Source organism: Streptomyces sp. NPDC004629 (assembly GCF_042873595.1).
In the GTDB taxonomy this organism is placed as follows: domain Bacteria; phylum Actinomycetota; class Actinomycetes; order Streptomycetales; family Streptomycetaceae; genus Streptomyces.
In genome coordinates this window covers 129,736-143,139 of sequence record NZ_JBIALO010000013.1, presented here as the reverse complement: position 1 = coordinate 143,139, position 13,404 = coordinate 129,736, and the positions used below count along the sequence as shown (strand labels likewise).

Below are 13,404 nucleotides of genomic sequence, written 5' to 3'. Positions count from 1 at the left end.
CGGATCTCATGGACGCTGTGACCCAGGTCCCCACCCCCGTCAACGAGCCGGTGCACGGCTACGCCCCCGGCTCGCCCGAGCGCGCCCGTCTGGAGGCCAAGCTCAAGGAGCTGGCCGAGAACCCGATCGACCTGCCGATGACCATCGGCGGTGAGCAGCGGATGGGCGGCGGCGAGGCCTTCCAGGTCGTCCAGCCGCACCACCACAAGGCGGTCATCGGCACGCTCCGCAACGCCACCCGGCAGGACGCCCAGGACGCCATCGACGCCGCCCTGGCCGCCGCGCCCGCCTGGCGCGCCATGTCCTTCGACGACCGCGCCGCGATCATCCTGCGCGCCGCCGAGCTGCTGGCCGGCCCGTGGCGCGAGACGATCGCCGCCTCCACCATGCTCGGCCAGTCGAAGACCGTCCAGCAGGCGGAGATCGACACCCCGTGCGAGCTGGTCGACTTCTGGCGGTTCAACGTCCACTACGCCCGCCAGATCCTGGCCGAGCAGCCCCCGGCCAACTCCCCGGGCGTGTGGAATCGCCTCGACCACCGCCCGCTGGAGGGCTTCGTCTACGCGATCACCCCGTTCAACTTCTCGGCGATCGCGGGCAACCTGCCCACCGCGCCGGCGCTGATGGGCAACGTCGTCGTGTGGAAGCCGTCCCCGACCCAGACCCACGCCGCCGTGCTGCTGATGCGGCTGCTGGAGGAGGCCGGCCTGCCCAAGGGCGTCATCAACCTCGTCACCGGCGACGGCATCGAGGTCTCCGAGGTCGCCCTCGTCCACCGTGACCTGGCCGGCATCCACTTCACCGGCTCCACCAGGACCTTCCAGTACCTGTGGAAGACGGTCGGCGAGAACATCGAGAAGTACCGCTCCTACCCGCGGCTGGTCGGCGAGACCGGCGGCAAGGACTTCCTGGTCGCCCACCCGAGCGCCGACCGCGCGGTGCTGAAGACCGCCCTGACCCGGGGTGCCTTCGAGTACCAGGGCCAGAAGTGCTCGGCCACCTCCCGCGCCTACATCCCGGCGTCCCTGTGGAACTCCGGTTTCAAGGAGGAGTTCGCGGCCGAGGTCGATTACCTCACCATGGGTGACGTCACCGACCTGGCGAACTTCATCGGCGCCGTGATCGACGAGCGTGCCTTCGCCAAGAACAAGGCCGCGATCGACCGCGCCGAGCAGGACCCGGCCTGCACGATCGTCGCGGGCGGCTCCTACGACGACTCGGTCGGCTACTTCGTCCGTCCCACCGTCATCGAGTGCACCGATCCCGAGAACGAGGTCTTCCGCACCGAGTACTTCGGCCCGGTCCTCGCCGTCCACGTCTACGACGACAGCTCCCCCGAGAAGTACGACGAGATACTGACCCAGATGGAGTCGGTCTCCGACTACGCCCTCACGGGCTCGGTCATCGCCAACGACCGTGCGGCGGCGGCGTACACGATGGACAAGCTCCGCTACGCCGCGGGCAACTTCTACATCAACGACAAGTCGACCGGGGCCGTGGTCGGCCAGCAGCCCTTCGGCGGCGGCCGGGCCTCCGGCACCAACGACAAGGCCGGCGCCCCGCAGAACCTGCTGCGCTGGACCTCGACCCGCGCCATCAAGGAGACGCTGGTCGCGCCCACCGACTACGCGTATCCGCACATGGGCTGACCAGCCCCCCGAACGCGGGCCGGGAAGCCTGACCCCCCGAAGCAGGCTTCCCGGCCCGTTTCCATGTCCGAGCCCGTTTCCAGGTCCGGCCGGGGCACACTGCCGTCATGGCCCGGACGGACAGCGCGACGGTGGAGACCGACGACGGGGTGCGCCTGTGGGCGGCCCGCACGGGGCCCGGCGCACCGCTCGTGCTGTGCCACGGCGGGCCGGGCCTGTGGGACATGTTCGGCGACCTCGCCGCGCTCCTGGCGGACATGACCCCGGTGATCCGCTGGGACCAGCGCGGCTGCGGACGCTCCGAGCGATGCGCGGGACCGTGGACGATCGCGCGGTTCGTCGCCGACCTGGACGCCGTACGGCATCACTTCGCGCTGGACCGCACGGCGCTGCTCGGCCACTCCTTCGGCGCGCATCTCGCGCTGGCCTACGCGCTGGCCCACCCGGAGCGGGTGAGCACACTGGTGTACGTGGCCGGCACGGGCATCGGCCCGGACGCCGACTGGTGCCCCGCCCATCTGGCGAACTTCCGTGCCCGGCTCGCCGACCACCCCGAACGCCTGGCCCGGTGGCGGGAACTGACGGCGCGTCCGCGCCGCACCGAGGGCGAGGAGCGGGAGCGGGCGGTGCTCCACTGGTCGGTCGACTTCGAGGACCGCGAGGGGGCGCTGGAGCGCGCCCGGAGCATGGCCGACCCGTGGTTCGGGATCAACCAGGCGTGCCGCCGGGGCCTCGACGAGCAGCGCGCGCGGATCTGCGGCACCCCCGGGCCGGCCGCGGCCTGCGCCGCCCTCGACGTTCCGGTCGTGATCGTCGACGGCGCCCGGGACATCCGTCCGCGCACCGCCGTGGACTCGCTGGAGCGGGCCCTGCCCCGGGTCCGCCGGGTGGTCCTGCCGGACGCCGGGCACCTGCCGTGGGTCGAGGACCCCGACGGTTTCCGGACGGCGGTCGCCGACGCGCTGACCGTGCCCGGCCGGAGCACGGATGATTGACGCATGACCTTCACCCTGCGTACCGCCCATACCGCCGAGCTGGCTCCCGCCGAGCTGCGGGCCGTCCGCTCTCTCCTGCACGACGGCTTCGCGGGCGAGTTCGAGGACGCGGACTTCGAGCATGCGCTGGGCGGCATGCACGCCCTGGTGGATGGCGAGGACGGCATCGTCGCGCACGGCTCGGTCGTCATGCGCCGGGCACGGCACCGCGGGCGATGGCTGCGCGTCGGGTACGTGGAGGCCGTCGTGGTACGGCCCGCCGTGCGCCGCCGGGGCCTGGGCGGGCAGGTGATGGGCGCCCTGGAGCGGGTGGTCGACCGGGCGTACGACCTCGGCGCGCTGTCGGCGAGCGAGGACGGCGCCCTGCTCTACGGGCCCCGCGGCTGGCGGCCCTGGACGGGCCGGATCCACGCCCTCTCGCCGGACGGGATCGTGCGGCTCGCGGACGAGGAGGGCGGCCTCCTGGTGCGTCCCGCACTGGCCGCGCCGCCCGACCCCGATCACGAACTGGTCTTCGACTGGCGCGACGGGGATGTGCTCTGACTCCCGGACGGCGAACCCGCAGGTCACGGCGTGGTACCCGATCTGCCGTCTCAGATAGTAGGAAGTCCGACTAATTGTAGAGACAGAAGCGCGCTCCTCCCTTAGTTTTGTAGGAGCCGAACGTCTCGCTCGATCCAGCGAATGGCGGTCGTGAGCCGGGCCCGAGCAGGCAATCCCTGCGGCACCGCTCTCCGCCCCTCCGGCGTCTCGTAACCCCCTTTTCCCGTACTCCAGGTGTATCTCGAAGGAGTCGATCCTCATGGCCGAGACGACCGTCCGCCGCCGAGTCCGCCACGTGTCCCGCATGAGCGAGTCCGACCGCAAGAACGCCGCCGCCGCCCTCCAGCGCGCCCTCGACCGCCGCGACAACGGCGGCCAGACCGGCCACTGAACCGGGCCCGCGCGGCGCGCGTGCCACCCCGGAAGCCGGGAGCCGCACCCGCACGGGGTGGGGGGGGGGCCGCCCCCCCCCCCCCCCCCCCCCCACAGCCCCGGCCCCCCCCCCCCGGGCGCCCCCCCCCCCCCCCCCCCCCCCCCGGCCCGCCCCCCCCCCCCCCGCCGCCGCCCCCCCCCCGCGCGCCCGCGCCCGCCGCCACACCGGCGGCCCCACCGGCCACTGAACGGGGCCCGCGGGGGGGGGGGGCCCCCCCGGGGGGGGGGCCCCCCCCCCGCCGGGGGGGCGCCGCGGCCCTACCGGCCGCGCCGCACCTCGAAGTGGTCGATCCGGTCGCCGCTGGGCGCCAGCGCGGACACCGTCAGCCGTGCGGCCGTGCCCGCCTCGGCCGCCACCTCCAGCACGGAGAAGCCGGTGTAGCGCACCCGGGACCACTCCACCGTCTCCGCCTCGGTGTCCCGGGACTTCGTCCAGTGGAAGCTCCGCACCGCGTCGTGCCGGGTGACATGCCCCTCATGACTGTCCCCGACCCCGGACGGGAACGAGTAGAGGTTCCGGCCGCCGCCGCCCGCGGTGACGTACACGATCCCGTCCCGGGTCGGATCCGTGGACCCGCCGATCGGCACCGCCCGGCCGACCGCGCCGTCGCGCACCGCGTCGGTCCGCTCGTACACATGGTTGTGCCCGTTGATCACCAGGTCCACCTGATGCCGCGTGAACAGCGGCAGCCACGCGTCCCGCACGCCCCCGTCGGAGGCGTGCGTGGAGGTGGAGTAGGCGCAGTGGTGGAAGAAGACGACCACGAAGTCGACGTCCCGCGCCGAGCGCAGCTCGCCGAGGGTACGGTCCAGCCACTTCGTCTGCCGGCCGTCCGTGTGACCGAGGTTGGCCGGGATCTCGTACGACACGTCGTTCGCGTCCAGCGCCACAAAGCCGACGTTGCCGTAGACGAAGGCGTACGCGCCGGGTGTTCCGTGCGGATCGAAGCCGCTGTCCGGCAGGGAGAAGCGGGCGAGCTGGCCGCCGTAGCCGTCCGGGGAGTACCAGGCCTCCATGTCGTGGTTGCCGGTCGTCACCATCCAGGGGACGGACCGGGCGACCGGCTCGGTCTGCTTCAGGAACAGGTCCCAGTACCGCGGGTCGTAGCCGTCCGACATGCTGCCGGTGCCGTTGGCGTCCGCGTAGCAGATGTCGCCCGCGTGCAGATGGAAGGCCGGCCGCCGGCGCAGCAGGACGTCGTCGTTGGCGCTCGCGCTCCTGCTCACGCCCTGGTCGCCGAAGGCCGTGAAGACGAAGCGCTCCGGGGTGGCGGGTGCGGTGCGGAAGGAGGCGATCGTCGAGCGGTGCGCGGGGGAGGCGGGGTCCCAGCCTTCGTGGCCGACGCCGTAGTAGTACGTCGTGCCGGGACGCAGACCGTCCAGGGCCGCGTGCACGTAGTACTGCTCCACCGCCGGACGCACCCCGTCCAGGCCCGGCGTGTGCAGGTCGCGCAGCTCCGCGTCGATCCGGCGGCTCAGCTCGTCGGGGCGCGACCCGACCCGCACGAACGGCCGGCGGACGGCGAACGGCACCTGCCAGGAGATCCGCATCCGGGTCTTCGGGTCGGCGCCGAACGCGAGATGACGGCCGAACGGGGCGATCGCGGCGCCTGCGACCCGCGAGGTCGCCGCGGCGGGACCGGAGGCCGGCGCGGACGCCGGTCCGGACGGCCCCGAGCAGCCGGTCAGCAGCCCGCCGGCCACCGCGCCCGCCGTCACCAGGGTGCGGCGCCGGGACAGCCGGGACCGCAGATACTCGTGCTGCTCGGCCATGCTCATCCGGCTCGCCAGCCGCCGCGGGATGCCGAAGTCGGGGGTCTCCATGACGATGAACTTCCCACCGGCCGCCGACAACTGCCCCACATCCGGGTGAACGTCCGCCCAAGCACCCAACCGGTCACCCGTCCGAGCGGCCCCCGTGTTGTCCGTATGGCGGACGGTCGGTGTCATCCCATGGGACGAGGAGTAGGGTGCCGACATGTCTCGCAGCCTCAATCTCGCAGTGATCCCCGGCGACGGTATCGGCCAGGAGGTCGTGGCCGAGGGCCTCAAGGTCCTCTCCGCCGTCCTTCCGCAGGATGTGAAGCTGGAGACCAAGGAGTACGACTTCGGAGCCCAGCGCTACCACGCCACCGGTGAGACCCTCACCGACGCCGACCTCGACGCGCTGAAGCAGCACGACGCCATCCTGCTCGGTGCGATCGGCGACCCGTCGGTCCCCTCCGGCGTCCTGGAGCGCGGCTTCCTGCTCAAGCTCCGTTTCGCCTTCGACCACCACGTCAACCTGCGTCCGTCGAAGCTGCTCCCCGGTGTCGCCACCCCGCTCGCCGGTCAGCCGGAGATCGACTTCATCGTCGTCCGCGAGGGTACCGAAGGCCCCTACACGGGCAACGGCGGCACCATCCGCACGGGCACCCCGCACGAGGTGGCCACCGAGGTCTCCGTCAACACCGCCTTCGGTGTGGAGCGCGTGGTCCGCGACGCCTTCGCCCGTGCCCAGGCCCGCCCGCGCAAGAAGCTCACGCTGGTCCACAAGAACAACGTGCTGACCTTCGCCGGGCACCTGTGGACGAACATCTTCAACAAGGTGGCCGCGGAGTACCCCGAGGTCGCCACCGAGTACATCCACGTCGACGCCGCCACCATCTACCTGGTCACCCAGCCCGAGCGGTTCGACGTCATCGTCACCGACAACCTCTTCGGCGACATCATCACCGACCTCGCCGCGGCCGTCTCCGGCGGTATCGGCGTGGCCGCCTCCGGCAACATCAACCCGAGCGGCGCGTTCCCGTCCATGTTCGAGCCGGTCCACGGCTCGGCCCCGGACATCGCGGGCCTGGGCAAGGCGGACCCCACCGCCACCGTCCTGTCCGTCGCGCTGCTGCTGCGCCACCTCGGCTACGACACCGAGGCGGACCGCATCGAGGACGCCGTCTCCGCCGACCTCGCGGAGCGCGCCGCGGGACCCGCCCGCAGCACCTCGGACATCGGCGACGCGCTCCGCGTACGCGTAGCCGGCTGAGCCCCGCCGCGCTGCATCAAGCCGTCGGGTGGCTCAGGCGCCCGGCGGCTTTCCCATGTCCCCGCCGGGTGCCACCATCGACCCCTGGGCCGCATTCACCCTGATTCCTTCCGCCTGTGCCCCCGCGCGATAATCGGACGCGGAGCCGCGGCATGAGGGAATGCTCGGACGTCCTAGCACCGGCCGCCGGCCGGGCGGGCGTGAGCGCGGCCCGTCACTACAACCGGTGAAGGACTACCACTCATGACGACGCCCACGATCGAGCTCAAGCCCTCCGCCCACCCGTTGCCCGCAGCGGAGCGGGAGGCGATCCTCGCCAACCCCGGATTCGGCCGCCACTTCACCGACCACATGGTGACGATCAAGTGGACCGAGGGCCGGGGCTGGCACGACGGCCAGCTCGTTCCGTACGCGCCGATCCCCCTCGACCCGGCCACCAACGTCCTGCACTACGCGCAGGAGATCTTCGAGGGTCTCAAGGCCTACCGCCGCCCCGACGGCTCCGTGGCGACCTTCCGCCCGGACCAGAACGCCAAGCGTTTCCAGCGCTCCGCCCGCCGGCTGGCCATGCCCCAACTGCCGGTCGAGACCTTCATCGAGGCCTGTGACGCCCTGGTCCGGCAGGACAAGGACTGGGTGCCCGCACACGGCGGCGAGGAGTCCCTCTACCTGCGGCCCTTCATGATCGCGACCGAGGTCGGGCTGGGCGTGAAGCCGGCCAGCGAGTATCTGTTCCTCGTCATCGCCTCCCCGGCCGGCGCCTACTTCCCCGGGGGCGTCGAGCCGGTCTCCATCTGGGTCTCCGAGAACCGGGTCCGCGCCGTTCCGGGCGGCATGGGCGACGCCAAGACGGGCGGCAACTACGCCGCCTCCCTGCTCGCCCAGGCGGAGGCGGCGGCCGAGGGCTGCGACCAGGTCTGCTACCTCGACGCGGTCGAGCACCGGTGGATCGAGGAACTCGGCGGCATGAACCTGTACTTCGTGTACGGCAACAAGATCGTGACGCCGACCCTCAGCGGCTCGATCCTGGAGGGCGTCACCCGCGACAGCCTCCTGACCGTGGCCCGCGACCTCGGTTACGAGTCGGAGGAGGCCCGCGTCTCCATCGAGCAGTGGCAGCGGGACTCGGAGGACGGCACCCTCACCGAGGTGTTCGCCTGCGGCACCGCCGCCGTCATCACCCCGGTCGGCACGGTCAAGCGCGCGGGCGCCGAGTGGAAGCAGTCGGACGGCGAGCCCGGCAAGGTCACCCTCGAACTCCGCCAGGCCCTCCTCGACATCCAGCGCGGCGTCACCGAGGACAGCCACGCCTGGATGCACCCCCTCGCCTGATCCCCACACCAACACCCCGGCTCCGCCCCGGGCCCCGAGTCCCGGGGTCCGGCGCGAAGCCGGTCGGCGGGGACACCACCCGGCGGCCCCGGCCGGGACGACGGCGCCGACGCCCCCGAAGGGGCGCAGGGAACGGCGCGAGCAACCAGCGGTACGGGCCCGCCTCGACGCCTACGTCGACCTGTACGTTCCCGACGGCCACCGCGATCCGCACTGGACGCTCTGGCTGGAGGTCCCGGACGCCTGACGGCGTCGGCGGCCGGGGCCCCGCACGCCCCGTGAACGCAATGAACACAATGCGGTTCGCTCTTGTCGCACCTGCGAACCCCCGGCACGTTACGTCCATGGGACGAGAGCATTGGAAGAGGATCTGGATCGGCTCGGCGGGCAACATGGTCGAGTGGTTCGACTGGTTCGTGTACGCGAGCTTCGCCACCTACTTCGCCGGGGCGTTCTTCCCGAGCGGCAACCCCACCGCCCAGCTGATGAACACCGCGGGCATCTTCGCCGTCGGCTTCTTCATGCGCCCGGTCGGCGGCTGGCTGCTGGGCCGGGTGGGCGACCGCAGGGGACGCAAGGCCGCGCTGACCCTGACCGTCACGCTGATGTCCGCGTCCGCGGTGCTCATCGCCGTCGCGCCGACCTACGCGGTGGCCGGCTACGGCGGTGCGCTCGTCCTGCTCGTCGCCCGTCTGCTGCAAGGGCTGTCGGTGGGCGGCGAGTACGCGGCCAGCGCCACCTACCTCACCGAGGCGACGGACCCGCGCAGGCGCGGCTTCGCCTCCAGCTTCCAGTACGTGTCCATGACCGCGGGCCAGATCGTCGGCCTCGGCCTGCTGATCGTCCTGCAGCGCACCATGTCCGACGACGCGCTGCACAGTTACGGCTGGCGCATCCCGTTCGTGGTGGGCGCGCTCGGCGCCGCCGTCGTCTTCTACCTGCGCCGCACCATGCTGGAGACCGAGGTGTACGCGCAGGACACCTCGGGCGGCGAGGAGCGCGGCACCCTGCGCGCCCTGTGGCGGCACCGGCGGGAGGCGTTCCTGGTCATCGCGCTGACCATGGGCGGCACGGTCGCCTACTACACGTACACCACCTACCTCACCAAGTACCTGTCGAACTCGGCGGGTCTGTCCAAGGAGACCGCCACCCTCGTCTCCTTCACCGCGCTGATCGTCTTCGCCTGTCTGCAACCCCTCGCCGGCCGGCTCTCCGACCGGATCGGCCGCCGGCCGCTGCTGATCACCTTCGCGGTCGGCTCCACCGTGCTCACCGTGCCGATCATGACCCTGCTGAAGCACGCGGACGGCTACTGGCCCGCCCTCGGCCTCGCCCTGCTCGCGCTCGTCGTGGTCACCGGCTACACCTCGATCAACGCGTGCGTGAAGGCGGAGCTGTTCCCGACCGGGGTGCGCGCGCTCGGCGTGGCGCTGCCCTACGCGATCGCCAACGCCCTGTTCGGCGGCACGGCGGAATACGTCGCGCTGTGGTTCAAGGACGCGGGCGCGGAGTCCGGCTTCTCCTGGTACGTGGCCGGCTGCGCCGCGGTGTCCCTCGTGGTGTACATCACCATGCGGGAGACGAAGGACCTGGATCTGACCCGGGTGCCGTCTCGCGAGGCGTCTCGTGCGACGACCGCATCCTGAGACGGGCGGTGAGCCGGGGGCGGACTGTGCCACACTGCCCCCGTGCTCTCGTTCGCCATGATTATTGGCAGCAGGCGCGCCGGTCCGCAGTGACCACCACGTACGACCAGGTACGGGTGGCCACCGTCGTCCTCGACCCGCGCGCAGACCTCTCGCACCCGCGAGGGGTTTTTTCGTTTCCTGGCCCATCTTCAGCCGGGAACGGAGCGCGAGGGAGTATTGGGGGGACGGTGGAGCCGGTCATTCCGGTACGACCGAGATCCCAAACAGGAGCCTTGAGACCATGACCGAGACGGAAACCAGCGAGCTCGACGACTCGTTCCACGTCTTCGACACCACGCTGCGCGACGGCGCGCAGCGCGAGGGCATCAACCTCACCGTCGCGGACAAGCTCGCCATCGCCCGGCACCTGGACGACTTCGGAGTGGGCTTCATCGAGGGCGGGTGGCCCGGCGCGAACCCGCGGGACACCGAGTTCTTCGCCCGCGCCCGGCAGGAGATCGACTTCCGGCACGCCCAGCTCGTCGCGTTCGGCTCGACCCGTCGCGCCGGCGCCAAGGCCGCGGACGACCCGCAGGTCAGGGCGCTCCTGGAGTCCGGCGCCCCGGTCATCACCCTGGTCGCCAAGTCGCACGACCGGCACGTGGAGCTGGCGCTGCGCACCACGCTCGACGAGAACCTGGAGATGGTCCGCGACACCGTGTCCCACCTGCGCGCGCAGGGCCGCCGGGTGTTCGTCGACTGCGAGCACTTCTTCGACGGCTACCGGGCCAACCCCGAGTACGCGAAGGCGGTCGTCCGGGCCGCCGCGGAGGCCGGCGCGGACGTGGTGGTGCTGTGCGACACCAACGGCGGCATGCTGCCCGCCCAGATCCAGGCCGTGGTCGCCACGGTCCTCGCGGACACCGGCGCCCGGCTCGGCATCCACGCCCAGGACGACACGGGCTGCGCGGTGGCCAACACCCTCGCGGCCGTGGACGCCGGCGCCACGCATGTGCAGTGCACCGCGAACGGCTACGGCGAGCGGGTCGGCAACGCCAACCTCTTCCCGGTGGTCGCGGCCCTGGAACTGAAGTACGGCAAGAAGGTCCTCCCGGAGGGCCGGCTGCGTGAGATGACGCGCATCTCGCACGCGATCGCCGAGGTCGTGAACCTCACCCCGTCCACCCACCAGCCGTACGTCGGCGTCTCCGCCTTCGCCCACAAGGCCGGCCTGCACGCCTCCGCCATCAAGGTCGACCCGGACCTGTACCAGCACATCGACCCCGAACGGGTCGGCAACACCATGCGCATGCTGGTCTCCGACATGGCGGGCCGGGCCTCCATCGAGCTGAAGGGCAGGGAACTCGGCATCGACCTCGGCGGCGACCGCGAACTGGTCGGCCGGGTCGTCGAGCGGGTCAAGGAACGCGAGCTGAAGGGCTACACCTACGAGGCGGCGGACGCCTCGTTCGAGCTGCTGCTGCGTGCGGAGGCCGAGGGCAGGCCCCTGACCTACTTCCGGGTCGAGTCCTGGCGGGCCATCGTCGAGGACCGCCCCGACGGCACCCACGCCAACGAGGCCACGGTCAAGCTCTGGGCCAAGGGTGAGCGCATCGTCGCCACGGCGGAGGGCAACGGCCCGGTCAACGCCCTCGACCGGGCCCTGCGGGTGGCGCTGGAGAAGATCTACCCGCAGCTCGCCAAGCTCGACCTCGTCGACTACAAGGTGCGCATCCTGGAAGGCAAGCACGGCACCCAGTCCACGACCCGGGTCCTGATCGCCACCTCCGACGGCAGCGGCGAGTGGTCCACGGTGGGCGTCGCCGAGAACGTCATCGCAGCCTCCTGGCAGGCCCTGGAGGACGCCTACACCTACGGCCTACTCCGAGCAGCAGTAGAACCAGCAAAGTAACCCCCGGGGCCCCCACCCCCCAAGTGCCCCGCGCCCCCAAGGGGCGCGGGGCTGTATCAATGTGCGGCTCCGCCGCGCGGGCGCGCCCAGCCACGACGCCGCCGCAGCCGCCCGACGACGTGTCCCGCCCTACCCGCGGAGCGCTCGGCGCCGGCGCCTCATCGGCAACCCGAACGGGCACGCCCCGAAAGGGGCGCGGGGCTGTATCAATGTGCGGCTCCGCCGCGCGGGCGCGCCCAGCCACGACGCCGCCGCAGCCGCCCGACGACATGTCCCGCCCCTACCCGCGGAGCGAGCCGCGGAGCGTTTCGGGTTTGCTGTGCAGGACCGCGCGGGCCTGCTCGGCGGCGCGCGTGATGCTTTCGCTGATGAAGTCGAGGAAGCGGGCGATGTTCTCCAGCCGGGCGGCGGCCGGCGCCCTCTGAAGGAGCGGAAGGCGGCCGTGGCCGATGCCATGAGGACAACAACCGCTTTTGGCAGGCTTCGGGTAGCTTCGAAGGATGAAGGCCGTACCGAGGGCCGCACCCGCGGCCGTACGACGGGCCCGAAGCCTCCCGGCACTGCTGCTGGCCGCCTTGGCGCTGGTCGCCATGACCGTGTTCGCGCCCGGCGCTACGGCGGCGACCCACGTATCGTCCGTCGCGGACGCCCTCCGCAAGGGCCCCGTGTACGTCGACCCGGCGGCCACCGGACAGCTGTCGACGGCGCAGGCGCGGGCCCTGACCGATCGGATCGAGGCGGCCGGCAAACCCGTCTTCATCGCCGTCCTGCCGGCCGGCTACCCCACCCGGAACCTGTTCACCGACCTGCGCACCGCCACCGGCCTCACCGGCCTGTACGCCGTCCGCCTCGGCGACCGCTTCGACGCCCGCGCCGATTCCTCGGTCCTGTCCCGCACGGCCGTGCGCAACCTGGTCACCAGCGTCCAGGGCGAGAGTGCCGGCACCCAGTTGACCGACTTCACCGACCGCGCCCTCGCCCACATGGGCGGGCGGGCCCCGGCGTCCTGGGGCTCGTCGGGCGGCGCCGGCGGCGCGTCCGGTACGGCGCTGATCATCACGGCCGCCGTGCTGGTCGCGGGCGGGCTCGGCGCCTACACCCTGGTGCGGCGCGGCCGGCGGCACCAGGAGCAGGAACAGCGGGCCGCCCTGGACCGGCTGCGGGTGGTCGTGGACGAGGACATCACGGCCTTCGGCGAGGAACTGGACCGGCTGGACTTCCACCCGGCCGAGGCCGGCGCCGACGACGCGATGCGCGCGGACTACGAGCGGGCGCTGGACGCCTACGAGCAGGCGAAGCAGTACATGGCGGCGGCCCGTGGACCCGAGGACGTACGCGCCGTCACCCGGACCCTGGAGGACGGCCGCTTCTCGCTGGCGCAGCTGGCCGCACGCCGCGAGGGCCGCCCGCTGCCGGCCCGCCGCCCGCCCTGCTTCTTCGACCCCCGCCACGGCCCCTCGGTCGCCGACGCCACCTGGACCCCGCCCGGCGGCACCGCGCGCGAGGTCCCGGTCTGCGCGGCCGACGCCACCCGTCTGGCCGACGGCCGGGACCCGGCGGTCCGCGAGGTCGACACCGAGCACGGCCGCCGCCCCTACTGGGACGCGGGCCCGGTCTACGGCCCCTGGGCAGGCGGCTACTTCGGCGGCGGCATCCTGCCCGGCCTCCTCGTCGGCACGCTGCTCGGCAGCGCGCTCACCGCCCCGGCGTACGCGGCCGACTACGGCACCGGCTCCGGGGACTTCGGCGCGGGCGGCTACCAGGGCGGTGATGTGTCGGGCGCCGACTTCGACCCCGACGACTTCGGGGGCGGGTTCGGCGACGGCGGCGGCTTCGACGGGGGAGGGGACGTCGGCGGGGGCGGCGACTTCGGCGGCGGCTTCTGAGACCG

10 protein-coding genes and 2 pseudogenes are annotated in these 13,404 nt (G+C 72.4%); 10 read left to right on the top strand and 2 right to left on the bottom strand.

Features of this window, described 5'->3' with window-relative positions; translation table 11 throughout:
* Positions 1-8 precede the first annotated feature (8 nt).
* The 4 genes from pruA to ACFYTE_RS21545 all read left to right on the top strand — a co-directional run bounded on the left by pruA (position 9) and on the right by ACFYTE_RS21545 (position 3,578).
* Complete coding sequence (gene pruA / locus ACFYTE_RS21560) at positions 9-1,649, top strand: L-glutamate gamma-semialdehyde dehydrogenase (protein WP_388712586.1); 1,641 nt, start codon at positions 9-11, stop codon at positions 1,647-1,649.
* A 107-nt stretch (positions 1,650-1,756) separates the two neighbouring features.
* The gene (locus tag ACFYTE_RS21555) at positions 1,757-2,644 is read left to right on the top strand and encodes an alpha/beta fold hydrolase (protein ID WP_388712583.1); all 888 of its coding nucleotides are present in this window, start codon (positions 1,757-1,759) and stop codon (positions 2,642-2,644) included.
* 3 nt (positions 2,645-2,647) lie between these two features.
* Positions 2,648-3,187 carry a GNAT family N-acetyltransferase gene (locus ACFYTE_RS21550; protein ID WP_388712580.1) on the top strand — a complete coding sequence of 180 codons (540 nt, stop codon included), beginning with the start codon at positions 2,648-2,650 and terminating at the stop codon, positions 3,185-3,187.
* Positions 3,188-3,446: 259 nt separating this feature from the next.
* On the top strand, positions 3,447-3,578 hold the full coding sequence (locus tag ACFYTE_RS21545; protein ID WP_019983049.1) for a hypothetical protein: 132 nt from the start codon (positions 3,447-3,449) through the stop codon (positions 3,576-3,578).
* A 299-nt stretch (positions 3,579-3,877) separates the two neighbouring features.
* Here ACFYTE_RS21545 and ACFYTE_RS21540 read toward each other — a convergent pair whose 3' ends face one another.
* Positions 3,878-5,443: a purple acid phosphatase family protein gene (locus ACFYTE_RS21540; protein ID WP_388712577.1), complete on the bottom strand. Its 1,566-nt coding sequence runs from the start codon at positions 5,441-5,443 to the stop codon at positions 3,878-3,880.
* 154 nt (positions 5,444-5,597) lie between these two features.
* On the opposite strand from ACFYTE_RS21540, the gene ACFYTE_RS21535 reads away from it, so the two are divergent.
* The 5 genes and pseudogenes from ACFYTE_RS21535 (at position 5,598) to cimA (ending at position 11,513) form a co-directional block, all read left to right on the top strand.
* Complete coding sequence (locus ACFYTE_RS21535; RefSeq protein ID WP_388712574.1) at positions 5,598-6,641, top strand: 3-isopropylmalate dehydrogenase; 1,044 nt, start codon at positions 5,598-5,600, stop codon at positions 6,639-6,641.
* Positions 6,642-6,884: 243 nt separating this feature from the next.
* Positions 6,885-7,973, top strand: a complete 1,089-nt coding sequence (locus ACFYTE_RS21530) for a branched-chain amino acid aminotransferase (protein ID WP_388712571.1) — start codon at positions 6,885-6,887, stop codon at positions 7,971-7,973.
* A 148-nt stretch (positions 7,974-8,121) separates the two neighbouring features.
* Positions 8,122-8,208, top strand: a pseudogene (locus ACFYTE_RS21525) (transcriptional regulator); the annotation flags it as partial.
* Positions 8,209-8,317: 109 nt separating this feature from the next.
* Positions 8,318-9,619, top strand: a complete 1,302-nt coding sequence (locus ACFYTE_RS21520) for an MFS transporter (protein WP_388712568.1) — start codon at positions 8,318-8,320, stop codon at positions 9,617-9,619.
* Between the two features lie 283 nt (positions 9,620-9,902).
* Positions 9,903-11,513 carry a citramalate synthase gene (gene cimA / locus ACFYTE_RS21515; protein ID WP_388712565.1) on the top strand — a complete coding sequence of 537 codons (1,611 nt, stop codon included), beginning with the start codon at positions 9,903-9,905 and terminating at the stop codon, positions 11,511-11,513.
* A 280-nt stretch (positions 11,514-11,793) separates the two neighbouring features.
* Here cimA and ACFYTE_RS21510 read toward each other — a convergent pair.
* Positions 11,794-11,928 (bottom strand): annotated as a pseudogene (locus ACFYTE_RS21510) (MarR family transcriptional regulator); the annotation flags it as partial.
* Positions 11,929-12,013: 85 nt separating this feature from the next.
* On the opposite strand from ACFYTE_RS21510, the gene ACFYTE_RS21505 reads away from it, so the two are divergent.
* A complete protein-coding gene (locus ACFYTE_RS21505; RefSeq protein WP_388712562.1) occupies positions 12,014-13,399 on the top strand; it encodes a hypothetical protein in 1,386 nt (461 codons plus the stop codon).
* The last annotated feature ends 5 nt before the right edge of the window (positions 13,400-13,404 follow it).